General features: G+C 61.6%; 18 protein-coding genes. 9 read left to right on the forward strand and 9 right to left on the reverse strand.

Features of this window, described 5'->3' with window-relative positions; genetic code table 11:
* Positions 1-78: 78 nt before the first annotated feature.
* Both NPS46_RS04035 and NPS46_RS04040 read left to right on the forward strand, forming a co-directional pair.
* Positions 79-1,461 carry a carbohydrate porin gene (locus NPS46_RS04035; protein ID WP_274105102.1) on the forward strand — a complete coding sequence of 461 codons (1,383 nt, stop codon included), beginning with the start codon at positions 79-81 and terminating at the stop codon, positions 1,459-1,461.
* Between the two features lie 102 nt (positions 1,462-1,563).
* Positions 1,564-3,975: a glucose/quinate/shikimate family membrane-bound PQQ-dependent dehydrogenase gene (locus NPS46_RS04040; protein WP_274105103.1), complete on the forward strand. Its 2,412-nt coding sequence runs from the start codon at positions 1,564-1,566 to the stop codon at positions 3,973-3,975.
* 179 nt (positions 3,976-4,154) lie between these two features.
* Here the strand turns inward: NPS46_RS04040 and NPS46_RS04045 are convergent, their stop codons facing one another.
* Positions 4,155-6,515, reverse strand: a complete 2,361-nt coding sequence (locus tag NPS46_RS04045) for a putative bifunctional diguanylate cyclase/phosphodiesterase (RefSeq protein ID WP_274105104.1) — start codon at positions 6,513-6,515, stop codon at positions 4,155-4,157.
* 522 nt (positions 6,516-7,037) lie between these two features.
* On the opposite strand from NPS46_RS04045, the gene lon reads away from it, so the two are divergent.
* From lon to cmoB, 5 genes are all read left to right on the forward strand, one after another.
* Positions 7,038-9,458 (forward strand): endopeptidase La, encoded by a 2,421-nt coding sequence (lon, locus tag NPS46_RS04050; RefSeq protein ID WP_274105106.1) that lies wholly within the window; start codon positions 7,038-7,040, stop codon positions 9,456-9,458.
* 103 nt (positions 9,459-9,561) lie between these two features.
* Positions 9,562-9,957: a protease inhibitor I42 family protein gene (locus NPS46_RS04055; protein ID WP_274105107.1), complete on the forward strand. Its 396-nt coding sequence runs from the start codon at positions 9,562-9,564 to the stop codon at positions 9,955-9,957.
* A 1-nt stretch (position 9,958) separates the two neighbouring features.
* The gene (locus NPS46_RS04060) at positions 9,959-10,612 is read left to right on the forward strand and encodes a lysoplasmalogenase (RefSeq protein WP_274105109.1); all 654 of its coding nucleotides are present in this window, start codon (positions 9,959-9,961) and stop codon (positions 10,610-10,612) included.
* A 55-nt stretch (positions 10,613-10,667) separates the two neighbouring features.
* Positions 10,668-11,447 (forward strand): carboxy-S-adenosyl-L-methionine synthase CmoA, encoded by a 780-nt coding sequence (gene cmoA / locus NPS46_RS04065; RefSeq protein WP_274105110.1) that lies wholly within the window; start codon positions 10,668-10,670, stop codon positions 11,445-11,447.
* The gene (gene cmoB / locus NPS46_RS04070) at positions 11,444-12,400 is read left to right on the forward strand and encodes a tRNA 5-methoxyuridine(34)/uridine 5-oxyacetic acid(34) synthase CmoB (protein WP_274105111.1); all 957 of its coding nucleotides are present in this window, start codon (positions 11,444-11,446) and stop codon (positions 12,398-12,400) included. The genes cmoA and cmoB overlap by 4 nt, the downstream gene beginning before the upstream one ends.
* Before the next feature lie 38 nt (positions 12,401-12,438).
* Here cmoB and tadA read toward each other — a convergent pair whose 3' ends face one another.
* From tadA to NPS46_RS04090, 4 genes are all read right to left on the reverse strand, one after another.
* Positions 12,439-12,927: a tRNA adenosine(34) deaminase TadA gene (tadA, locus tag NPS46_RS04075; protein ID WP_274105112.1), complete on the reverse strand. Its 489-nt coding sequence runs from the start codon at positions 12,925-12,927 to the stop codon at positions 12,439-12,441.
* Positions 12,927-14,303 (reverse strand): multicopper oxidase family protein, encoded by a 1,377-nt coding sequence (locus NPS46_RS04080; RefSeq protein WP_274105113.1) that lies wholly within the window; start codon positions 14,301-14,303, stop codon positions 12,927-12,929. Before NPS46_RS04080 ends, tadA begins: the two co-directional genes overlap by 1 nt.
* Before the next feature lie 161 nt (positions 14,304-14,464).
* Entirely contained in the window at positions 14,465-14,986 is a 522-nt protein-coding gene (locus NPS46_RS04085) for a helix-turn-helix transcriptional regulator (RefSeq protein ID WP_274105114.1), read from the reverse strand.
* Between the two features lie 4 nt (positions 14,987-14,990).
* A complete protein-coding gene (locus NPS46_RS04090; RefSeq protein ID WP_274105115.1) occupies positions 14,991-15,266 on the reverse strand; it encodes a hypothetical protein in 276 nt (91 codons plus the stop codon).
* A gap of 494 nt (positions 15,267-15,760) precedes the next feature.
* Between NPS46_RS04090 and NPS46_RS04095 the strand changes: the two genes are divergently transcribed.
* Positions 15,761-16,132 carry a PH domain-containing protein gene (locus tag NPS46_RS04095; protein ID WP_274105117.1) on the forward strand — a complete coding sequence of 124 codons (372 nt, stop codon included), beginning with the start codon at positions 15,761-15,763 and terminating at the stop codon, positions 16,130-16,132.
* Between the two features lie 595 nt (positions 16,133-16,727).
* Here the strand turns inward: NPS46_RS04095 and guaA are convergent.
* The 4 genes from guaA to NPS46_RS04115 all read right to left on the reverse strand — a co-directional run bounded on the left by guaA (position 16,728) and on the right by NPS46_RS04115 (position 21,458).
* Positions 16,728-18,305, reverse strand: a complete 1,578-nt coding sequence (gene guaA, locus NPS46_RS04100) for a glutamine-hydrolyzing GMP synthase (RefSeq protein ID WP_274105118.1) — start codon at positions 18,303-18,305, stop codon at positions 16,728-16,730.
* 105 nt (positions 18,306-18,410) lie between these two features.
* A complete protein-coding gene (gene guaB / locus NPS46_RS04105; RefSeq protein ID WP_274105119.1) occupies positions 18,411-19,880 on the reverse strand; it encodes an IMP dehydrogenase in 1,470 nt (489 codons plus the stop codon).
* A gap of 138 nt (positions 19,881-20,018) precedes the next feature.
* A complete protein-coding gene (locus tag NPS46_RS04110) occupies positions 20,019-20,567 on the reverse strand; it encodes a sugar ABC transporter ATPase (protein WP_274105121.1) in 549 nt (182 codons plus the stop codon).
* A 123-nt stretch (positions 20,568-20,690) separates the two neighbouring features.
* A complete protein-coding gene (locus tag NPS46_RS04115) occupies positions 20,691-21,458 on the reverse strand; it encodes a sulfite exporter TauE/SafE family protein (RefSeq protein ID WP_274105122.1) in 768 nt (255 codons plus the stop codon).
* 100 nt (positions 21,459-21,558) lie between these two features.
* Here NPS46_RS04115 and NPS46_RS04120 point away from each other — a divergent pair, with 100 nt between their 5' ends.
* Entirely contained in the window at positions 21,559-22,464 is a 906-nt protein-coding gene (locus tag NPS46_RS04120; protein WP_274105123.1) for a LysR family transcriptional regulator, read from the forward strand.
* Positions 22,465-22,525: the final 61 nt, after the last annotated feature.

The raw sequence follows: 22,525 nt of genomic DNA on the forward strand, positions 1-22,525 counted from the left end.
CCCACGCTTTCGACGCCTCTGCCTCCTGCAGAACAATCGTCTACGCTTGTTCGTGACCGAGAACTTAAAGACTTTTTTATGCCTTCTCTTGAAAAACCGCGTGCGCCGGCTCTGTCGCACCTGTTCGCCCATCGCTCCCCCCTGTGCCTGCTCGCCACCCTGTGCGCGCTCGGCCTGAGCGCCAACGCCCCGGCCGCAGAAGCCTTTGCCAGTGATTCACCGTGGATGCTCGGCGACTGGAATGGCCAGCGCAGCGCGCTCTCGGCCCAGGGCTATGACTTCAAGATCGACTACACCGGTGAGATGGGCAGCAACCTGCACGGCGGCTACGACCATGACCGCACTGCGCGCTATAGCGACCAGTTCGCCTTTGGCAGCCACCTGGACCTGGAAAAAATCCTCGGCTGGCAAGACGCCGAATTCCAGCTGACCCTCACCGAGCGCAGCGGCAACAACATCAGCAACGACCGGATCAACGACCCGCGCGTCGGTGGCTTCACTTCGGCCCAGGAAGTCTGGGGCCGTGGCCAGACCACGCGGCTGACCCAGATGTGGTACCAGCAAAAATTCCTCGACCAGAAGCTCGATATCAAGGCCGGCCGCTTCGGCCAGGGCGAAGACTTCAACACCTTCCCCTGCGACTTCCAGAACCTGGCGTTCTGCGGCTCCCAGGTTGGTAACTGGGCCGGCAGCATCTGGTACAACTGGCCGGTCAGCCAATGGGCCCTGCGGGTCAAGTACCACCTCAGCCCCGAGCTGTATGCCCAGATTGGCGCCTACGAACAGAACCCTTCCAACCTCGACCGTGGCAATGGCTTCAAGCTGAGCGGCAGTGGCACCCAAGGCACCGTCCTGCCGGTGGAACTGGTCTGGACCCCCACATTCAATGGCCTGCCCGGCGAATACCGCGCCGGTTACTACTACAGCAGTGCCAAGGCCAGCGACGTCTACAAGGACAGCAACGGCCAGCCGGCGGCACTCAGTGGCGAGGCCTACCGCAGCGCCTCCAGCAAGCACGGCCTGTGGCTGGGCGTGCAACAGCAGGTCACGAGCCGCGCCAGTGATCATTCACGTGGCCTGAGCGTATTCGCCAACGCGACGATGCATGACAAGAAGACCAATGCCATCGACAACTATGTCCAGGCGGGGATTGTCTACAAAGGCCTCTTCGACGCACGGGCCCAGGACGATATCGGGTTTGCCCTGGCCCGCGTCCACGTCAACCCGGCCTATCGCAAGAATGCCGAGGCCAGCAACCAGGCCCGGGCGGTCTACGACTTCGACGACCCACGCTTCCTGCCCCCCCAGGACACCGAGTACAGCGCCGAGTTGTATTACGGCGTGCATGTCACCGACTGGCTGACCATCCGCCCGAACCTGCAGTACATCCGTCATCCCGGTGGCGTGCAGCAAGTCGACGACGCACTGATCGGCGGCCTCAAGCTACAGACCTCTTTCTGAACGGCTCGCTGAATTCAGCGAGCGGATGAACCCAGCCCGAGCCTGATCCTCATCTACAGTGAACAGGCACGAGACTACTTAAACGTCACGGAGAACCACACTATGAGCACTGATGGTGCTTTCAGCCGCAGCCGCGTGCTGCCGAGCCTGCTCGGTATCGCGCTGCTAATCATGGGCCTGGCCTTGCTGGCCGGCGGGATCAAGCTGAGCCTGCTCGGCGGTTCGCTGTACTACCTGCTGGCCGGTATCGGCCTGGCGGTCACAGGCGTCCTGCTGCTGGCCGCGCGTCGCGCAGCCCTGGGCCTCTATGCACTGGTACTGTTCGCCAGCACCGTCTGGGCCCTGTGGGAAGTCGGCCTGGACTGGTGGCAACTGGTGCCGCGCCTGGCCCTGCTGTTTGCCCTGGGCATCGTCCTGTTGCTGCCCTGGTTCCGTCGCCCACTGCTGCGCGGTCAACCTGCGGCCAAGGGCACCGGCGCACTCGGCGCAGCCGTGGTGATTGCCGGCGCTGCCGCCCTGGCCAGCCAGTTCACCAACCCCGGTGAAATCAAGGGCCAACTCGACCGCGACAGCGTTCCCGGCATGGCCAACACCGCTCCGGCCATGCCCGATGGCGACTGGCAGTCCTATGGCCGCACGGCCTTTGGCGACCGCTACTCGCCCCTGGCGCAGATCACGCCGGACAACGTGAGCAAGCTGGTGCCGGCCTGGACCTATCGCACCGGCGATCTCCCCGGTCCGAACGACCCGGGCGAAACCACCGCGGAAAACACCCCGTTGAAAGTCAACGGCATGCTCTACGTGTGCACACCCCATAGCCAGGTGATCGCCCTCGACCCGGATACCGGCAAGGAAATCTGGCGCTTCGATCCCAAGCTGAGCACACAGAAAGCGGCCAACTTCAAAGGCTGGGCACATATGACCTGCCGTGGCGTGTCGTACCACGATGACGCCGCCTACGCCGCCACCGCGCAGAGCCCAACCGAACCGAGCGCCGCGACCAGCACCAATGCCTGCCCGCGCCGGATCTTCCTGCCGACCGCCGACACCCGCCTGATCGCTCTGAACGCCGATACCGGCAAGATGTGCGAAGACTTCGGCGACAAGGGCCAGATCGACCTGAGCGCCAATATAGGCGGCTTTACCCCAGGCGGTTACTACTCGACGTCGCCACCGGCGGTCACGAAAAACCTGGTCGTGATCGGCGGCCATGTCACCGATAACCTGTCCACCGACGAACCGAGTGGCGTGATCCGTGCCTTCGACGTCCACAGCGGGCGCCTGGTATGGAACTGGGACAGCGGCAATCCGGATGACACCACGCCGATTGCCGAAGGCCAGATCTACACCCGCAACTCGCCCAACATGTGGTCGATGTTCAGCGTCGACGAAAAACTCGGCATGCTCTACCTGCCCATGGGCAATCAGATGCCCGACCAGTGGGGCGGTAATCGCACCCCGGCATCGGAAAAATACAGCGCGGGCGTCACCGCCCTGGACATCGATACCGGCCATGTACGCTGGACCTTCCAGTTCACCCACCACGACCTGTGGGACATGGACGTCGGTGGTCAGCCCAGCCTGATGGACCTGAAAACCGCTGACGGCGTGAAGCCGGCGCTGCTGGCGTCGACCAAGCAAGGCAGCATCTATGTCCTGGACCGCCGCAATGGCGAGGCGATTGTACCGATCCACGAAACCCCGGTGCCCCAAGGCGCAGTCGAAGGCGACCATACCTCACCGACCCAGCCGATGTCCGAGCTGCACATGATGCCGCCGACCCTGCATGAGCGGGATATGTGGGGCGTGACCCCGTTCGATCAACTGCTGTGCCGGATCGACTTCAAGTCCCTGCGCTACGATGGCATCTACACCCCGCCATCGCTGCAAGGCTCGATCGTCTACCCGGGTAACTTCGGGGTGTTCGACTGGGGTGGTATCTCGGTCGATCCAGTGCGTCAGATCGCCTTCCTCAACCCGAGCTACATGGCCTTCAAATCCAAGCTGGTGCCCGCCGCCGAAGTGGCGAGCGGTCCGGGTCGCAAAAGCGAGACCGAAGGCGTCCAACCGAACAAGGGTGCACCCTATGGCGTGATCCTCGAAGCCATGCTGTCGCCCATCGGCCTGCCATGCCAGGCTCCAGCGTGGGGCTATGTGGCAGCGGTCGACCTGACCAACCACAAGACCCTGTGGAAACACAAGAACGGCACCGTGCGCGACAGCTCGCCGGTTCCGATTCCATTGACCATGGGTGTTCCAAGCCTGGGCGGGACCTTCACCACGGCCAGTGGCGTTGCCTTTCTGAGCGGCACCCTGGACCAGTACCTGCGTGCCTATGACGTGCGCAATGGCAAGCAACTGTGGGAAGGCCGCCTGCCAGCCGGCGGCCAGACCACGCCAATGACCTATACCGGCAAGGACGGCAAGCAATATGTGCTGGTCATGGCCGGCGGTCACGGCTCCCTGGGCACCAAGCAGGGTGACTACGTGCTGGCGTTCAAACTGCCGGATTAAGTCAGTTCGCCATGCATCACCAAGGCGGCTACCCACGGGTAGCCGCCTTTTTTTTTAGCGCTGCCGATAGACTGCGTCCGCCAGCACAGCCGTCGTCATTGGGTGTTTGCAGTGCACCAGACGGATCTCGGACCAAGGTTTTGCGTGCTACGCGCTCGCACGTCGCCTGACGACAGCGACTACAGCGTACTGCTCGCAGCGGGGTCCGCTGCCGTGACCGCCAGATTCGCTACCCAGGCTTCGAAGGCCCTGGCATCCAGCGGCCGGCTGATCAGGTAGCCCTGCGCCGTGTCGCAATGCCAACGCTCCAACAGATCCAGGCTGTGCTGGTACTCCACACCTTCAGCCACCACCTTGAGCCCCAGGTTATGGCTCATTTCGATGGTCGAACGCACGATCACCGCATCTTCACTGGCCGCATCGAGGTCACGCACAAAGGATTGATCGATCTTCAGTTCCTGCACCGGCAAACGCTTGAGATGGGCCAGAGACGAGTAGCCCGTACCAAAGTCATCCACCGATAAGCTGATACCACAACCGCGCAAGCGCTCCAGCACCTCCAGGGCCCGCTGCGGATCGCGCATCACCGCACTTTCGGTGATTTCGAAAACCAGCTGTTCGGCGCCCAGGCTATGCCGCGCCAAAAGTCGCTCAACCAGTGGCACCAGCCCCGGCGCCTGCAAATCATCCGCGCTGATATTCAACGACAACTGCACCCGTATCCCTCGCGTATTCCATTCGGCAACCTGGCGGATCCCTTCCTCGATCACCCAGCAGGTCAGTCCGTAGATACTCCCGGTACGCTCGGCCAGGGGGATGAATTCTGCGGGCGAAACCGCGCCGAACTCCGGGTGCTGCCAGCGCAGCAACGCTTCGGCCTGGCGTACACGGCCATCGCGGATATCGAGCTTGGGCTGGTAATGCAGCAACAACTGGCCGCTCCCCGCGACTTCGCGCAGGTCGTGGATCAGGCGAATCTGGCGCTGGTGCGCCAGGTCGCGACCCTCGCGGTACAGCTGCAGATAGCTGGCAGACTGCGCGGCATCCTGATGGGCCAGCGAGGCACGAGCGATCAGGTCTTCGGCCACCAGGCCATCCTCGGGGTAAAACGCCAGTCCCATAGAGATTTCCCGGGTGATGTCATGCCGACCAATACGCTGAGGCTGGGTCAGCAGGCCATGCAGACGATCAGCCACGCAAACCGCCATATCGACCTCGGTGCTTTCTAGCAACAACAGGAATTCATTACCGGTAACGCGCGCCGCCGTATCGCTCACCGGCAATGTCTCGCGCAGGATCCGGCTGGCGTCGCGCATCATCTGCTCGCCCCCCTCGGGGCCGCAGGTTTGGTTGATCGCCCGGTAGTTCTCAATCCCCAGGTAGATCAACGCCACGCTGCGCCGGGCGCTGATGGCGCTGCCCAGTCGTTCCATGGCCAGCGCCCGGTTGGGCAGCCCGGTCAACGAATCATGCAGGGCGTTGTGCGCCAGTTGCAGCTCGCGGCGTGCCAGCCCCAGTTGCATGGCATTGATCGCCGCGCCCAGCAAACCCAGTTCATCGCGCCGGCGCAGCACAACCTCACTCCTGTAATCGCCCTCGCCTATGCGCTGCGCGGCGGCCGCCAGCACACTCACCGGGCGGGAAACCCGCCGAGCAATCAGATACGCGCCAAAACCGGACAGCACCAGCGCCGCCAGGGCAATCCAGAGAATCTGCCGATCAAGCGCGGCAAAGGCTTGCAGGGCCTGATCCAGTGGGCTTTGCAACAGGGCCAGCACCTGCCCGTCGGGGCCATTGGTCAGTTGCAACGCCTGACTAAGGAAACGCTGGCCGCCGTACTCATCCAGTTGTGGCGCGCCGCCAGGATCGTAAGCTTGCAGGTCGCGACGGGCCACACCATGCAGGTCCGGCGCCAGGGTGCTGAACAACGGACCAACCTGCTCGCCCTGGCGTACCAGAAACGACACCTGCAGGTTGGTCATGCGCTGCAACTCTGTGGCAAAGGCTGCGTCCATCGGCAGCATCACCAGCACCCGGGCCACCGACGACGGAGCCAGCATCAGGCGTTGCACCAAGAGAAAGGCGCGCCCCTCGAATACCACGATCAGCATCGTGCGCCCGTCGCGTGAAGCCTCGCGTAGCAACTCGATATCACGAAACGGCTGGCCCTCGGCGACCTGGGGCAAGGTGCTGACGATCACCTTGCCATCCCTGTCGAGCAGCAGCATTTCACTGGCGCCCACCCCCGCACCGTGCCGCTCCATCAGCCTGCGAATCGCCTGCGCATCTCCCCGGGGCACCAACTCGAGCATCTGCGAATCGCCAGCAAGCCAGTCTGCACCGTACTGCAAGCGCTCTCCCCGCAGATCCAGCAGTCGCTCGAACACTCGCGCACCGGCTTGCAGCTGTTCTTCGGCCTGTTTTTGCACGGTACGGGTGGTGGCAATCTTCACCGCGAAGTACAGGACCCCAACCACCAACAGCAGCGACAACCCCAATACCAAGGCAATTCGCGCCTGGAAGCTTGTACGCACGTTCATGGCCGCTCCGGGCCAGGCAGCACCTGTCGATCGATGAGCAAAACCCGGGCCGAACGCCCCGGAGCAGGCCAGCTGAAAAGTCCCTTACCCATACGCATCCCTCGGCAACCGGTCAGAGCGTCAAATAGCCGTCTTATCTTGAAACTATTTTTAGAAACTCAGATTAGCTGCCGGGTTCGCGAAAAGCACGCAATAAGAACGGACACTTTCTAGCCATTATTTTGACGACCAGAAGACAACAGGCGACCTAACCTTACGTCGCATTGGCCTATTGATCGATCGCCGCCCGGCAGCCGCACCTACAGTGGATCGGCCCCCAAATGACCGTTGCGAGCGCTACGCACTCGGACGTCGCCTCGCCCCGCAACGACGACGTAAAGCGCGGCGCCTTAGCCCGCGCCGGCTGCTCTGCCTTAAAGAAAGACTCTGTCGGCTTTATCCCAGGCACGGGAAGTCCAATGCCATTGAAACCACCTGACCTATGCCCCATCTAAGAGCCATACCCCATTGCGCAGGTGCCCTATGAGCGACCAGCAAGAATTTCCCGAACACCTCGAAGAATATGCTGACCCGGAACACGCCGAATCACACGCGTCGTCCAGCACAGGCCTGACACTGCCGGGACAAAATTTGCCAGACAAGGTCTACATCATCCCCATTCACAATCGCCCGTTCTTCCCAGCGCAGGTGCTGCCGGTAATTGTCAACGAAGAGCCTTGGGCTGAAACCTTGGATCTGGTCAGCAAGTCCGACCATCATTCCCTGGCCCTGTTCTTCATGGAAAATCCGCCTGAAGACCCACGGCATTTCGATACCTCCCGGCTGCCGCTGTACGGCACGCTGGTGAAGGTCCATCACGCCAGCCGGGAAAACGGCAAGCTGCAGTTCGTTGCCCAGGGCCTGACCCGTGTGCGCATCCGCACCTGGCTCAAACACCATCGCCCGCCTTATCTGGTAGAGGTCGAATATCCGCACCAGCCCAGCGAGCCGACCGACGAGGTCAAGGCCTACGGCATGGCGTTGATCAATGCGATCAAGGAACTGTTGCCGCTCAATCCGCTGTACAGCGAAGAGCTGAAAAACTACCTCAATCGCTTCAGCCCCAACGACCCTTCGCCCCTGACCGACTTTGCCGCGGCGCTGACCTCGGCCGCCGGCACCGAACTGCAGGAAGTGCTCGACTGCGTGCCCATGCTCAAGCGCATGGAGAAGGTCCTGCCGATGTTGCGCAAGGAAGTCGAAGTCGCCCGCCTGCAAAAGGAAATCTCGGCCGAAGTGAATCGCAAGATCGGCGAGCACCAGCGCGAGTTTTTCCTCAAGGAGCAGCTCAAGGTCATTCAGCAGGAACTGGGGCTGACCAAGGACGACCGCAGCGCCGACCTGGAACAGTTCGAGCAGCGCTTACAGGGCAAGGTACTGCCGCCCCAGGCGCAGAAGCGTATCAGCGAGGAAATGAACAAACTGTCGATCCTCGAAACCGGTTCGCCGGAGTATGCGGTAACCCGCAACTACCTGGAGTGGGCGACCTCGGTCCCCTGGGGCGTTTACGGTGCCGACAAACTCGACCTCAAGCACGCGCGCAAGGTGCTGGACCAGCACCATGCCGGGCTCGGCGATATCAAGGAGCGCATCCTCGAATTCCTCGCGGTCGGGGCCTACAAGGGCGAGATCAGTGGCTCCATTGTGCTGCTCGTCGGCCCGCCGGGCGTGGGCAAGACCAGCGTCGGCAAATCCATCGCCGAATCCCTTGGGCGGCCGTTCTATCGTTTCAGCCTCGGCGGCATGCGCGATGAGGCCGAGATCAAGGGCCATCGACGCACCTATATCGGCGCCCAGCCGGGCAAGCTGGTACAGGCGCTCAAGGAAGTCGAGGTGATGAACCCGGTGATCATGCTCGACGAGATCGACAAAATGGGCCAGAGCTACCAAGGCGACCCGGCCTCGGCCCTGCTCGAGACCCTCGACCCAGAACAGAACGTCGACTTTCTCGACCACTACCTGGACCTGCGCCTGGACCTGTCCAAAGTGCTGTTTGTCTGCACCGCCAATACCCTGGACTCGATCCCCGGGCCATTGCTCGACCGGATGGAAGTGATTCGCCTGTCCGGCTATATCACAGAAGAAAAGCTGACCATTGCCAAACGCCATCTGTGGCCCAAACAACTGGAAAAGGCCGGCGTATCCAAGGGCAGCCTGTCGATCAGCGACAGCGCACTGCGCGCCGTGATCGACGGTTATGCCCGCGAAGCCGGCGTTCGCCAGCTGGAAAAACAGCTGGGCAAATTGGTGCGCAAGGCCGTGGTCAAGCTGCTCGACCAACCCAAGTCGGTGATCAAGATCGGCACCAAAGACCTTGAAGCAGCGCTCGGCATGCCCGTGTTCCGCAACGAACAGGTGCTGTCCGGCACCGGGGTCATTACCGGCCTCGCCTGGACCAGCATGGGCGGCGCCACGCTGCCGATCGAAGCCACGCGTATCCACTCTCTCAACCGGGGCTTCAAGCTCACCGGGCAGTTGGGGGATGTCATGAAAGAGTCCGCGGAAATCGCTTATAGCTATGTCAGCTCGCACCTCAAGCAATTTGGTGGCGACCCGCGGTTCTTCGACGAAGCCTTTGTCCACCTGCATGTGCCCGAAGGTGCCACGCCCAAGGATGGCCCAAGTGCCGGGGTGACCATGGCCAGCGCCCTGCTGTCCCTGGCCCGTAACCAGCCGCCGAAAAAAGGCGTCGCCATGACCGGCGAACTGACGCTGACTGGCCATGTGCTGCCGATTGGCGGCGTGCGGGAAAAAGTCATCGCCGCGCGCCGGCAGAAGATCAACGAGCTGATTCTGCCGGAGTCCAATCGCGGTAACTTCGAAGAACTGCCGGACTACCTCAAGGAAGGGATGACCGTGCACTTTGCCAAACGCTTCACTGACGTGGCCAAAGTGCTGTTCTAGAGCACTGCGCGCAGGCCCGTTGCCAGGGTGCAACGGGCCTGCTCGCGATTGCGGCCAAAGGGAGGTTATGCTGACGTCCTGTCCTTATCCGACCGGAGTCTTCATGCCCCCTATTCGCCTGCTTGCCGTCCTGTCCAGCCTCGCCCTCCTGACCGCCTGCGCCCATGCCTCCCGGCAAAACCTGACGGTGGAAAACCAGAGCGAATGCCCCGTGCAACTGAGCACCGGACAGAACCTGATCCTGACCCTCCCCAGCAATCCCACCACCGGCTTTCGCTGGACCATCCAGGACTCCGCCGGTGGCGTGCTACGCAGCCTCGGACCCGAGGTCTACAACAGCCCGCAAAACAGCGGTGTCGTCGGCGCCGGCGGGCATTCGACCTGGCGCTTCCAGGCATTCGCCGCCGGCACCGGACGCCTGCGCCTGACCTACCAGCAACCCTGGGAACCGGAAGCCGCCCCAGCCCAAACCTTCGACTGCTCTCTCAAGGTCAACTGATATGCCATGGATCGTTCTCGCCCTGATCGGCGCCGGCGCGTTTGTCTACGGGGTGAGCATCGACTCCTCCATGCTGTGCCTGCTGGCCAAACCATTCCCCGTACTGGCAATGCTTGGCTGGCTGCATGGCGCCCCACCCAGTGCCTATCGGCGCTGGATCGTCCTGGGCCTGTTGTTTTCCCTGCTCGGCGATATCCTCCTGGCATGGCCGGGGGATCTGTTTGTCTTTGGTCTGGGCGCCTTCCTGGTCGCGCACCTCGCCTACCTCAAGGCCTACCTGAGCGATTGCCGTCGCCTGGCCCTGCTGCCTTTGCTGTTGGCCCTGGCCACGGGGGCGGTGTTGCTCGCCGTACTGATATCCAAGGGCCTGGGCGACTTGCTGGTGCCCGTGGTGGTTTATGCACTGGCGATCAGCGCGATGCTCTGGCGGGCGCTGGCCCGCCTGGGCAGTGGCGTTGCGCCCCGCTCGGCGTGGCTGGCCGCGGGAGGAGCCCTGGTGTTCGTATTCTCGGACAGCCTGATCGGCATCGATCGCTTTGTCGTCAAGTTTGCCGCCGCGCCCTACCTGATCAACCTCGCCTACTGGATCGGCCAATGGGGCATCACCGCCTCGGTCTTTGACCAACGGACCACGCAGACAGAACAGCACGCATAACCCGGCGGCGCGGTTTATCAGACAGACCGCGCATCCCGGCGCCAACTTGGCTAAAATGCCGGCCCTTTTCCCCATCGCCGCTGGATCCACCGTGAGCCAAGAACCCGACCGCATATTCGCCCAGCCCCTGGCCCAGGTGCCGGATTTCGCCTTCAACGAAGATGTCGTGCGGGTTTTTCCAGACATGATCAAGCGGTCGGTGCCCGGTTACCCGACCATCGTCGAAAACCTCGGCGTGCTGGCCGCGCAATTTGCCCAGCCCCACAGCGTGCTCTACGACCTGGGCAGCTCCCTGGGCGCGGTCACCCAAGCCCTGCGCCGCCATGTACGCAGCGATGGTTGCCGAGTGATCGCGGTGGATAACTCCGCGGCCATGGTCGAGCGATGCCGCGAGTACCTCAATGGCCAGGACTCGATGTTCCAGGAACTGCTGCCGGTGGAGGTGATCGACGGCGATATCCTCGCCCTGGAGTTCCAGCCGACGTCAGTGGTCGCGCTGAACTTCACCCTGCAGTTTATCGCCCCCGAACAACGCCTGGCGCTGCTTGGGCGCATCCGCCAGGCGCTGTTGCCGGGCGGCGCGTTGATTCTTTCGGAGAAACTGCGTTTCGACGATGCCCAAGAGCACGCACTGCTAACCGACCTGCATGTCGCGTTCAAGCGTGCCAACGGTTACAGCGAACTGGAAATCGCTCAGAAACGTAGCGCCATCGAACATGTCATGAAGCCCGACAGCCTCGAAGAACACCGCGAGCGCCTATTGGCAGCCGGCTTCTCGAAGGTCGTGCCATGGTTCCAGTGTCTTAACTTTGCCTCGTTGATTGCCCTGCCATGATTGATTTGTCTCCCCTCGCCCGCCGCCTGGCGCATACCCCCCTGGCCGCCTGGGCCAACGGCCTGCAGGCCCAGCTCGATAGCAAGATGGAAAAGGGGCACGGCGACCTCGAACGCTGGCAGAGCGCCTTGAATGCTCTGCCCGCGATTCTGCCCAGCCGGATCGACCTGCTCGACGGGTTGACCCTGGACACCGACTGCGATGACGCCACCCGCACGCAGATGCGCAGCGCGTTGATGGGCCTGTGCCCATGGCGCAAGGGCCCGTTCGATCTGTTTGGCGTGCATGTCGATACCGAATGGCGCTCGGACTGGAAATGGTCGCGGGTCGCCCCCCACCTGGACCTCAAGGGCAAGCGCATCCTCGATGTCGGCTGCGGCAATGGCTACTACATGTGGCGCATGCTCGGTGCCGGTGCCGACAGCGTGATCGGGGTCGACCCCAACTGGCTGTTCTTCTGCCAGTTCCAGGCCGTGCAGCGTTTTCTGCCCGAACAGCCGGCCTGGCACCTGCCATTTACCCTGGAGGATCTGCCGCCCGGGTTGGAAGGTTTCGATACCGTGTTTTCCATGGGCGTGTTCTACCATCGGCGCTCGCCCATCGAGCACCTGCTGGCGCTCAAGGACTGCCTGGTCAAGGGCGGCGAGTTGGTGCTGGAAACCCTGGTGATCGAAGGTGACCAGCAGCAAGTGCTGGTGCCCGAGGACCGCTATGCACAGATGCGCAATGTCTGGTTCCTGCCTTCGGTGCCGGCGCTGGAGCTGTGGCTGCGCCGGGCCGGCTTCAGCGACGTGCGTTGCGTGGATGTCAGCGTGACCAGTGTCGAGGAGCAGCGCGGTACCGAGTGGATGAAGTACCAGTCCCTCAGCGACTTCCTTGACCCGAACGACCATAACAAGACCATCGAAGGGCTACCCGCGCCCATGCGTGCGGTGATCGTCGCACGCAAGTAACCATCGAACGCCGCGCGCACTTGCTCGCGGCCACTCACTCAACGCGCCCGACGGGCCTTGAAGAAATCGCTTAGCACTGCCCCACACTCCTCGGCCAGCACACCACCTTCGAACAACACCCGATGGTTGAGAAACCCCTGGCTGAAGAACTGGCCCTGGCTCTGCACGATCCCGGCCTTGGGCTCCAGCGCGCCATAGACCACCCGGGCAATGCGCGAATGAACAATCAGGCCGGCGCACATGCTGCACGGCTCCAGCGTGACGTACAGGGTGCTGCCAGGTAAACGGTAGTTGTGCACGGCCTGGGCGGCAGCACGGATCGCGACCATTTCGGCATGGGCGCTCGGATCACTGCCACTGATCGGGCAATTGAAACCCCGCCCTATGATTTCACCGTCCTGTACCAACACCGCGCCCACTGGGACTTCGCCCAACGCCGCGCCCTGAGCGGCGAGGAGCAATGCCTCGCGCATGAAGTCCTGGTCGCGGCTACGGTCGATAATCGCCGCGGGCCGTATCTGGCGCATCAGGCCACCTCGATCGCGGCCATCAGGCCGGTTTCCATATGGTCGATCACATGACAATGGAACATCCAGACCCCGGGGTTATCCGCCACCAGTGCGACCCGTGCGCGCTCGTTCTTGCCGAGCAGGAAGGTGTCGGTGAAATAGGGAATGATCTTGCGCCGGTTGGAGCCGATCACCTTGAAACTCATGCCATGCAAATGGATGGGGTGCTGGTACTGGGTCATGTTCTTCAGCTCGAAGATGTAGCTCTTGCCCTTTTCCAGCTTCGCGATGGGGCGGTCGGCACAGGTCTTGTCGGTGATATCCCAGGCCTGACCATTGATCTGCCAGAGGCTTGGCGGCTTGCCGTTCTCGACATTCACCGAGACCGACCCTACCCACTCGAAATTGAAGTTCAGTTTCTCGGCATTGGCCATGTCCGGCTCGGCAATCGGGTTCGCCGGGAGTGCCGGCGGCCACTCGCCGGGGGCCTCACTGCTGGCGACCGAGCGGAACGTGCCCAGGCGTACAGGACCATTGCGCAGAGAAAGCTCTTCACCGGCCGCAGGCGCCTTGATGGCCAGGCAGATCCGCATCCCCGGGCCGAGCCAGTACTCCTTGCCCAACGGGCGCGGCTCGATCGGATTGCCGTCCAGAGCATAGATCTGCGCTTCGACGCCGGGGATATTGATGCGATAGGTCAGGGTGTTATCGAGATTGAGCAGGCGCACCCGAACGATCTGCCCGGCCGGAAGATCGATGACCGCCTGCGGCTGGCCGTTGATCGTCGCCAACCGCCCGGCCGTCCCGCCCCTTGCAGCTTCGCGGGGAATGCTGAACGGCAGGAAGGCCCCCTCTTCATCGACGTGCCAGCTCTTCAGGCTCAGCGTGCGTTCATGCTGGAATCCCGTAGGCTCGCGCTCCTCGACAATCAGCGGGCCGACCAGGCCACGGCCCAATTCCTCGCTGCTGCTCACATGGGGGTGATACCAGAAGCTGCCCGCATCGGGCACGCGGAACTTGTAGTCGAAATACTCGCCGGGCAGGACCGGCAACTGTGACACGTAAGGCACACCGTCCATTTCCAATGGCAGGCGGATACCATGCCAGTGGATAGTCGTGGCGACCGGCAAGTGGTTGATAAACCGCACGCGTAGCCATTCACCCTGGCGTACCCGCAACTCGGTGCCCGGTGCCGACGGGCCGAAGGCCCAGGCCTGAGTCTTGTGCCCGGCAACCAGTTCGACATCCAGGGGGGCGGCGATCAGCTCGTAATCATGCCCAGCCTCGGCATCCGCCATTTTCCCCAGCCAGTAACGCGACGCACCGCCGGCGCCTACGCCCACCACAACCAGGCCTGCCAGGCCACCGAGGATTTGTCGACGGGTAAAGGACATGGGCTTCACTACCTCATAGATCGGCTGCGGACCGAGGCCCGCAAAAAAGCGAATACGATACACCCGCAATTGTGAAACAGTAAGGGCGGCGCGGCGACTGGCCGCAGCCTGCGACCCGATCCCTGCACCTGCGGCCCAACACGCGGGCCGCTGCCCGCGAACTAATCGAACAGCGCCATCAGTTCCGGCTTTAGCGCTGCATGGCTGCTTGCCGCCCGGGCCTGGTTGACCTGCCGAGTGGCCCGGGCGACTTCCAGCAGTGCAGGGGCAATCGCATACCCGCCACGGTTCTGCAGCCATTCAAGCACCGCAACCAGATGCCAGAGCGACGTACTGCCTTCGTGCATTGCCAGCGGGAAGCTGTCGGGGTGGGCCAACATCAGCTTGCGCATATTTTGCCGTGAGACGCCGACAAACTCGGCAATATCGCTCAGCCCCACCAGGTCAGGCGCCGCCTCTACCAGTCGTGCGGTCGGGAGCACACGCTTTACATCCTGGAGCGCGCTCAACATTGCAGCTTCACCACTCTGCGCTTCGCGATTGAACGCCAGCGCCAGGCGCCCTGGCAGACCGATGCCGACCAGCGCGTCATCACAACCGGCTGCGCCCAGTCGTTCGACCAGCGCATCCAGGTCACGCTCCTGCTCGGGCAATTGGTACTTGAGGGTGAACAGATAATCCATAGCTCTACTCCTTGCAGGACACGCGAGGGCGCTTGCTGCCGATCAGGTTGGCACATCCATCAACGACCCTTTGCAGGGCTTTGGCGTGGCTGACGGCATTACGCGGCGTACTCCAGATACTGGTGATGCAAAACTCACCGCAACGACAGAGGTCGGTCCTGAACGGGCAAAAGATCTTTCCCCAGGCATGGCTGCCTCCCACTTCCACGCGCCAGCCACGTTTCTCGGCATGGCGCAAAACACGTTCGATTTCCTTCTTGGGATGAGATGCACGAGCCATCCATAGCCTCAAGTCTCATAGTGAATAACCAGGATGTCAAATGACAACCCAAGCGTTATTTTCGACAAAGCAATTCCGTCAAAGCGGGACGCGTCGATAAAACACCCGCGAGAAGGTACAGCGTGGGCACCCAGCAAAAGGCCCAAGGTTCTTTCCGCATGTTGCAACTGGCAATAAAGCGAAATGTCGTGCCCAAGGAAACGCAAAAGCCGAGCGCTGACGGGAAGCGGCCGCGATTGTTGGGCTACCAAAAGCGTCCAAAGGCCTGGTGGCCAATCTGCCGTGTCAGTGACCCGATCCTCTATCGAACCGACAGGTGGCTGGTTTGAAGCCGCAAACACCGCGTTGAATCTGTATCCGCCGTCACCCGTCCAGGCTCAACCGCACCGGAACATATTCGCCTTGAGATCCGTAGCCGGGTTGCGCAGAATCCTCCGCCGGCTTCAATCACGCCAGTATCCGGACAGTTTTTCATCTCATAGGGACATCCACGCATGATCGACTTCAACAACAAAGGCTTTTTCAAGCTCAAACAAAACGACGAATACGCTGAGCGGGTAACCAGCCTGCTGCTGGATGGCGAGCACGTGATCGACGCCTACAAATCCATGCGCGACGGCGTGGTGTTTACCAACAAACGGATCATCGCCGTGAACGTACAGGGCATCACCGGCAGCAAAAAGGATTTCACCTCCCTGCCCTACAAAAATATTGTGGCCTACTCCGTTGAAACCTCAGGTACGTTCGATCTGGATTCCGAGTTGGAAATCTACTTTTCTTCCCTTGGAAAAGTGAAGTTCGAGTTCACCGGCAAAACGGCCATTGTCGAAATCTCCAAACTGATATCGGCTCATATTTTCGCCTGAGTTCACCGAGCGACCCGTGAAGGCACGAACGGGCAGTGCGCAAAAGAGCCGGACGTTGTCCAACACTCCCATCAAAAATCCGGCAATTACGCATAACAGCGTTCACTTAAGCATTTGAGCCCAAGCGGGGCTTTCTAGAAAAGCCGATGCCAGCCCCAGGCAGCGGTTTTTTTATGTGCATTGACCAACAATGGCTCGATCTTGGCGACCTGTACAACGGCTTAGACCTGAGCTCTTTGTAGCGTGTTTCTTTCGGTTTGAGATGACGCCGCTTGGAATCGGTCAGCATGGCGCTCGCGGATTCCGCTCAAAATAACCCAGCTCAGAAACGCCGCCAAAATCACAGGCAAACCCAATAAACCCAGCGATCAATGGGACTTGAGACCATGCTCTCTTCAACAGAGATGACAGGGTAAAGAACGCCGAGCATGGCATTTTGTTTAGTCTATAACCCGTACCATGCGACAGACACCTGATGCTTGGCGATGCACAAAGCCGCCAGAATGTGCCGGCCCCAAAAAAGCCAAAAGCCCGCAATTAAGCGGGCTTCAGGGTGTTTCTTGCTAGTGGGTGCCAGTCAGTGCCGGACGTCCAATCATTCCCACTCAATCGTTGCCGGCGGCTTGCTCGATACGTCGTAAGTGACGCGGGAAATACCTTCGATTTCGTTGATGATCCGACCGCTGACGGTTTCCAGCAGTTCGTAAGGCAGGTGGGCCCAACGCGCGGTCATGAAGTCGATGGTTTCCACAGCTCGCAGGGCCACAACCCAGGCGTAACGACGACCGTCGCCCACGACGCCTACCGATTTCACTGGCTGGAACACCACGAATGCCTGGCTGACCTTGTGATACCAATCGGCCTTGTGCAGCTCTTCGATAAAGATATGGTCAGCGCGACGCAGCAGGTCGGCGTACTCCTTCTTCACCTCACCGAGGATCCGCACACCCAGGCCTGGGCCCGGGAACGGGTGACGGTAGACCATGTCGTACGGCAGGCCGAGTTCCAGACCCAGACGGCGGACTTCGTCCTTGAACAGCTCGCGCAGGGGCTCGACCAGCTTGAGGTTCATTTCTTCCGGCAAGCCACCCACGTTGTGGTGCGACTTGATCACGTGAGCCTTGCCGCTCTTGGCGCCCGCCGACTCGATCACGTCCGGGTAGATGGTGCCCTGGGCCAGGTACTTGATGTTGTCCAGCTTGCAGGATTCGGCATCGAACACGTCGATAAAGGTACGACCGATGATCTTGCGCTTTTTCTCCGGGTCGGCTTCGCCAGCCAGATTGTTGAGGAACTGATCCTCGGCGTTGGCGCGAATCACCTTAACGCCCATGTTCTCGGCGAACATGGCCATCACTTGCTCGCCTTCATGCAGACGCAGCAAGCCGTTGTCGACGAAGACGCAGGTCAGCTGATCGCCAATGGCCTTGTGCAACAGCGCGGCAACCACCGAGGAATCGACACCACCGGACAGGCCGAGCAGCACGTTGTCGGTACCGACCTGGGCACGCACGTTGGCAATGGCGTCTTCGGCGATCTTCGACGGGGTCCACAGGGCTTCGCAGCCGCAGATGTCGAGGATAAAGCGCGAGAGGATCCGACCGCCCTGCTTGGTGTGGGTCACTTCCGGGTGGAACTGCACGCCGTAGTAGCCGCGCTCGTCGTTGAACATACCGGCGATCGGGCAGCTCGGGGTGCTGGCCAGGATGTGGAAGTCGGCCGGCATGCGGGTGACTTTGTCACCGTGGCTCATCCAGACGTCGAGGCCGAACAGGCCGTCGGCGTCGATGTGGTCTTCGATGCCATCGAGCAGGCGGCTCTTGCCGACCACATCGACACGGGCGTAGCCGAACTCACGCAGCTCGGAACCTTCGACCTTGCCACCCAGCTGTTCAGCCATGGTCTGCATGCCGTAGCAGATACCGAAGACCGGCACGCCCAGGTCGAAGACCGCTTGCGGGCAACGCGGGCTGCCGGCTTCGTGCACAGACTCGGGGCCGCCCGCGAGGATGACGCCTTTAGGGGCGAATTCGCGAATCGCTTCGTCGTCCATGTCGAACGGATGCAGTTCGCAGTACACACCGATCTCACGCACGCGGCGGGCGATCAGTTGGGTGTACTGGGAACCGAAGTCGAGGATCAGGATGCGGTGGGCGTGAATGTCGAGGGCCATGAGTCATTCTCGTCAGTGAAATCAGAAACAACTCGGGGCTGTCTTCAACAGCCCCGGTTCAAATTCGTCAATCGCCGCCAGGCCAACGCCTGGAGGCGATCACTATCAACCTACGCGATAGTTTGGAGCTTCTTTGGTGATCTGCACGTCGTGGACGTGGGATTCCGCCATACCGGCACCGGTGATACGAACGAACTCCGGCTTGGTACGCATTTCCTCGATGTCGGCACTGCCGGTGTAACCCATCGAGGAACGCAGGCCACCCATCAACTGGTGGATGATCGCGCTCAGGGTGCCCTTGTAAGGCACACGGCCTTCGATCCCTTCCGGCACCAGCTTCTCGGCACCCGCGGAGGAGTCCTGGAAGTAACGGTCGGAGGAACCCTGGGCCTGGGACATTGCACCCAGCGAACCCATGCCGCGATAAGCCTTGTAGGAACGACCCTGGAACAACTCGATTTCACCCGGTGCTTCTTCGGTACCGGCGAACATCGAGCCCATCATCACGCAGGAAGCACCCGCAACGATGGCCTTGGACAGGTCACCGGAGAAACGGATACCACCGTCGGCGATCAGCGGCACGCCTGTGCCTTCCAGCGCGGCGGCGACATTGGCGATCGCACTGATCTGTGGAACGCCGACACCGGCAACAATGCGCGTGGTGCAGATCGAGCCAGGGCCGATACCGACCTTGACCGCATCCGCGCCAGCCTCAGCCAGTGCCTTGGCAGCGGCGCCAGTGGCAATGTTGCCGCCGATCACCTGCACTTCGGGGAAGTTCTCTTTGACCCAGCGTACGCGGTCGATCACGCCCTTGGAGTGACCGTGGGCGGTGTCGACCACCACCACGTCAACACCGGCAGCGACCAGGGCCGCAACGCGATCGCCGGTGTCCTTGCCAGTACCGACGGCAGCGCCGACCCGCAGGCGACCTTGGTCGTCCTTGCTGGCCAGCGGGTAGGCCTTGGCTTTTTCGATGTCGTTGACCGTCATCATGCCTTTGAGATTAAAGGCAGCATCGACGATCAGCACACGCTCAATGCGGTGTTTGTGCAGCAGCTCGCGAACATCTTTCTTGTCGGCGCCTTCGTTGACCGTGACCAGCCGCTCTTTGGGCGTCATCACTTCACGAACGGTCGCTTCCAGACGGCTTTCAAACCGCACGTCGCGGGACGTGACGATGCCGACCAGGTCGCCATTGTGCAGCACCGGGACACCGGAAATGTTGTGCATGCGGGTCAGGTCGAACAGATCACGAACCGTGGCATCGGCCTCGATAGTGATCGGATCCTTGACCACGCCGGCTTCGAAGCGCTTGACCTTGCGCACTTCAGAGGCCTGCTGCTCGATGGTCATGTTCTTGTGGATGATGCCGATACCGCCTTCCTGGGCCATGGCGATGGCCAGACGGGCTTCGGTAACGGTGTCCATGGCGGCGGAAACCAGCGGAATATTCAGCTCGATGCCACGGGTCAAACGGGTCTTGAGACTGACTTCGTTAGGCAGAACCTCGGAATAACCGGGGACTAAAAGAATGTCGTCGAAGGTCAGGGCTTCTTGGCTGATACGCAGCATGCGGGGGCTCCCGGGCGGGAAAATGGAAGCGCGTCATTATACTCAGATGCCCTGCCCGGCTCAATGTAAACCTTGGCCAATTATCGGCCGCGACCATTTGCGCCAAAACGCGCTAACCCGCGGCCCGGACGGCTGGCTCTAAAGCTCGACCCTGACCCAGGCCACCGGCTGATCGAGCCAGTCGGCGAACTCGTCGAGAAAGCTCTGCTTGAAGCCCGCTTCGGCCCAGTTATTGAAGATAAAGCCCAGGTTGGAAAACGCGCAGGGCTGCAGGAACAGGAAGCCATTGATATCGTCTTCATGGCCGCAGAGCGGACAGATAAAGTTATCGGTGCGCCCCGGCATCCAGTCTTCAAGGCTGTCGAACAGCACTTCACCGACTTCCTTGCGGCATTCGGCGCAACCGGCCTCCTCGAGAAAGCCCTTGGCCGGCGTATAGATGCAGCGCTTGGTGATAATTTCCAGGCCATTGACCGCCTCACCAAACGGCAGGGCCTCGGGGCGCAGCACCACATCCCGGGCGCCTGCCCCGATGGCATGGCCCATGCGATTGCCGGTGCGCCCGCAGGTGGTCAACTCTTCGGCGACGATGTTCTTGCGCACCAACCAGCGCACGATAGCCCGAGCGCGCGGTTCGTGAACCGGGAGTGTGGAAATTTTCGGGACAATGATGCTTTGGGAATTCATGGTGACGGCCCAGTTGCCTTGCTCGCGCAAGTGCGCGCCTGCAGAGTCGAGTTGAACCCCATACAGACGCGTTTGCTGGCAAATGATCGAAAACCCGGCAGCTTAAGCCCTCACACCCTCAGGTCAAGTGCTGAGATAGCGCGCGATCAAGGCAATGCCACTGGCCAACACCAACCAGGTCACCAGGCGCACAAACGCCTCGCGCGACATCTTCAGCGCCAGCCGGCGGCCCACCCACAACCCCAACGCCATGGCCGGCAACAAGCAGGCGGCCAGCACCAGCAAGGGCAACTCGGCATAGACCCCGGCGATCACAAACAGCGTCAGGCGCACCAGTGTGCTGCAACTGATCAACGCGCTCTGGGTCGCCCGTGCTGCGTCTTTGGACAGGCGGCTGTTCAGATAAATCGCATACAGAAAGCCACCACTGCCAAACAGTGCGCCGAACAAGCCGCCGACCGTCCCCATGGGGACCGACCAGCCCGCCGCCAAACGTGCCGGCCGCACCTTGATTGCCAGGCTATAGAGGGCATAGGCACTGACAAACAGCCCCATCAGCAACAGCAGCACATCGGAGTGGAGATTGAGCAGGAAAACCACCCCCAGGGTGCAACCCAGCGCCATAAAAGGCAGCAGGCGAGTCAGCTCGCGCCTGGCCACGTCACGCCGCGACGGCAGCAGATTGCCAAACGCCGCCACAAAATCCAGCAGCACCAGCAAGGGAATGATCTTCGACAACGGCATAAATAGAATCAGCAGTGGCCCGGCCACCAACGCCGTGCCGAACCCGGCAATGCCAAACACGATGTAGGCCAGGACCACCCCCAACTCGATCACCAACCAGTCACTGGCGCTAAAGGGCAACTGATGCAACAACTCGACAACACTCATGGGCACGCTTCCTGAATCCATTGCCGATGACTTTAGCCAGCAGCGAGCCTTGCGACTAATATCAATGTGGCCCATCACCCATCTCAAAAAGGCATAGCTTGTGCTCTCGACCCGCCAACTGCGCTATTTCGTCGAAATCGTCGAATCCGGCAGCTTCAGCAGCGCTGCCGAGCGGCTGTTTATTGCCCAGTCGGCCTTGAGTCGGCAGATCAAAGCGCTCGAAAACCAGCTGCAAACACCGTTGCTGGAACGCACGGCCCGCCAGCCACGGCTGACCGCTGCCGGCGAAGCCTTCTATCCCCGGGCAAAAAGCCTGCTCCATGAACTGCACAAGGCCGGCGAACTGGCGACGCAGGTTGGCCATGGCCTGCTCGGCACCCTACGGCTCAGCCACTCCAGCACCGTGCCCATGAGCGGGCGCTTGCTGCGCGGTATCAGCCGCTACCTGGAGGACAACCCCGGCGCCTCGATGGATATCGTCAAGCTGTCTTCCGAGGCGCAGTTGGAGGAACTGGCCGAAGGGCGGGTGGATATCGGCCTCCTGCGCCTGCCGGTGTTGCGCCAGCGCGAAGGTGTGCGGATCGTCGAACTGTACAGCGAGCCCCTGCTGCTGGCGGTGCCGCCCACCCACCCTCTGGCCGTTGCCCCGCCCACCCGAGGCATTGACCTGGCCACACTCAAGGACGAAGCGTTTATCTCCATCCCTCATCCGCAGCGCGGCGGCTTGAGCTATCTGTCCGCCGAACTGTGCATGCGTCGCGGCTTCTTTCCCAGGGCCGCACGCGTGGTGTCGCGCAAAACCACCCAGTTGCAGTTGATCCAGGCGGGGTTCGGCATTGCCCTGCTCCCGGAATCCATGCGCGAGATAGCGCCCTCGACGGTCCAGTTTCTAGCGCTGGCCGAGCCCGATTGCCTTAGCACCGTCGCCCTGGCCTATCGACAGGAACCGACGCCACTGGTCGCGCAGTTTGTCGAACAGTTCTGCCAAGCCGTTATACAACCCTGAACCGGGATCGCTGTTTGCCCCTGCATGCGCACTGGCTCGCGATGACCTGCGAATGCCTCTA

This window comes from Pseudomonas putida, from assembly GCF_028682395.1.
Lineage (GTDB): Bacteria > Pseudomonadota > Gammaproteobacteria > Pseudomonadales > Pseudomonadaceae > Aquipseudomonas > Aquipseudomonas putida_AB.

What these genes read in the sequence shown, in the direction of transcription:
- cmoA (WP_274105110.1), top strand. Translation starts at nt 10,668, where the DNA reads ATGCCGGCCCTTTTCCCCATCGCCGCTGGATCCACCGTGAGCCAAGAA.
- guaA (WP_274105118.1), bottom strand. Translation starts at nt 18,305, where the DNA reads ATGGCCCTCGACATTCACGCCCACCGCATCCTGATCCTCGACTTCGGT.
- NPS46_RS04080 (WP_274105113.1), bottom strand. Translation starts at nt 14,303, where the DNA reads ATGTCCTTTACCCGTCGACAAATCCTCGGTGGCCTGGCAGGCCTGGTT.
- NPS46_RS04055 (WP_274105107.1), top strand. Translation starts at nt 9,562, where the DNA reads ATGCCCCCTATTCGCCTGCTTGCCGTCCTGTCCAGCCTCGCCCTCCTG.
- cmoB (WP_274105111.1), top strand. Translation starts at nt 11,444, where the DNA reads ATGATTGATTTGTCTCCCCTCGCCCGCCGCCTGGCGCATACCCCCCTG.
- NPS46_RS04060 (WP_274105109.1), top strand. Translation starts at nt 9,959, where the DNA reads ATGCCATGGATCGTTCTCGCCCTGATCGGCGCCGGCGCGTTTGTCTAC.
- NPS46_RS04090 (WP_274105115.1), bottom strand. Translation starts at nt 15,266, where the DNA reads ATGGCTCGTGCATCTCATCCCAAGAAGGAAATCGAACGTGTTTTGCGC.
- NPS46_RS04085 (WP_274105114.1), bottom strand. Translation starts at nt 14,986, where the DNA reads ATGGATTATCTGTTCACCCTCAAGTACCAATTGCCCGAGCAGGAGCGT.
- NPS46_RS04110 (WP_274105121.1), bottom strand. Translation starts at nt 20,567, where the DNA reads ATGAATTCCCAAAGCATCATTGTCCCGAAAATTTCCACACTCCCGGTT.
- NPS46_RS04040 (WP_274105103.1), top strand. Translation starts at nt 1,564, where the DNA reads ATGAGCACTGATGGTGCTTTCAGCCGCAGCCGCGTGCTGCCGAGCCTG.
- NPS46_RS04035 (WP_274105102.1), top strand. Translation starts at nt 79, where the DNA reads ATGCCTTCTCTTGAAAAACCGCGTGCGCCGGCTCTGTCGCACCTGTTC.
- NPS46_RS04045 (WP_274105104.1), bottom strand. Translation starts at nt 6,515, where the DNA reads ATGAACGTGCGTACAAGCTTCCAGGCGCGAATTGCCTTGGTATTGGGG.
- NPS46_RS04095 (WP_274105117.1), top strand. Translation starts at nt 15,761, where the DNA reads ATGATCGACTTCAACAACAAAGGCTTTTTCAAGCTCAAACAAAACGAC.
- NPS46_RS04115 (WP_274105122.1), bottom strand. Translation starts at nt 21,458, where the DNA reads ATGAGTGTTGTCGAGTTGTTGCATCAGTTGCCCTTTAGCGCCAGTGAC.
- lon (WP_274105106.1), top strand. Translation starts at nt 7,038, where the DNA reads ATGAGCGACCAGCAAGAATTTCCCGAACACCTCGAAGAATATGCTGAC.
- guaB (WP_274105119.1), bottom strand. Translation starts at nt 19,880, where the DNA reads ATGCTGCGTATCAGCCAAGAAGCCCTGACCTTCGACGACATTCTTTTA.
- tadA (WP_274105112.1), bottom strand. Translation starts at nt 12,927, where the DNA reads ATGCGCCAGATACGGCCCGCGGCGATTATCGACCGTAGCCGCGACCAG.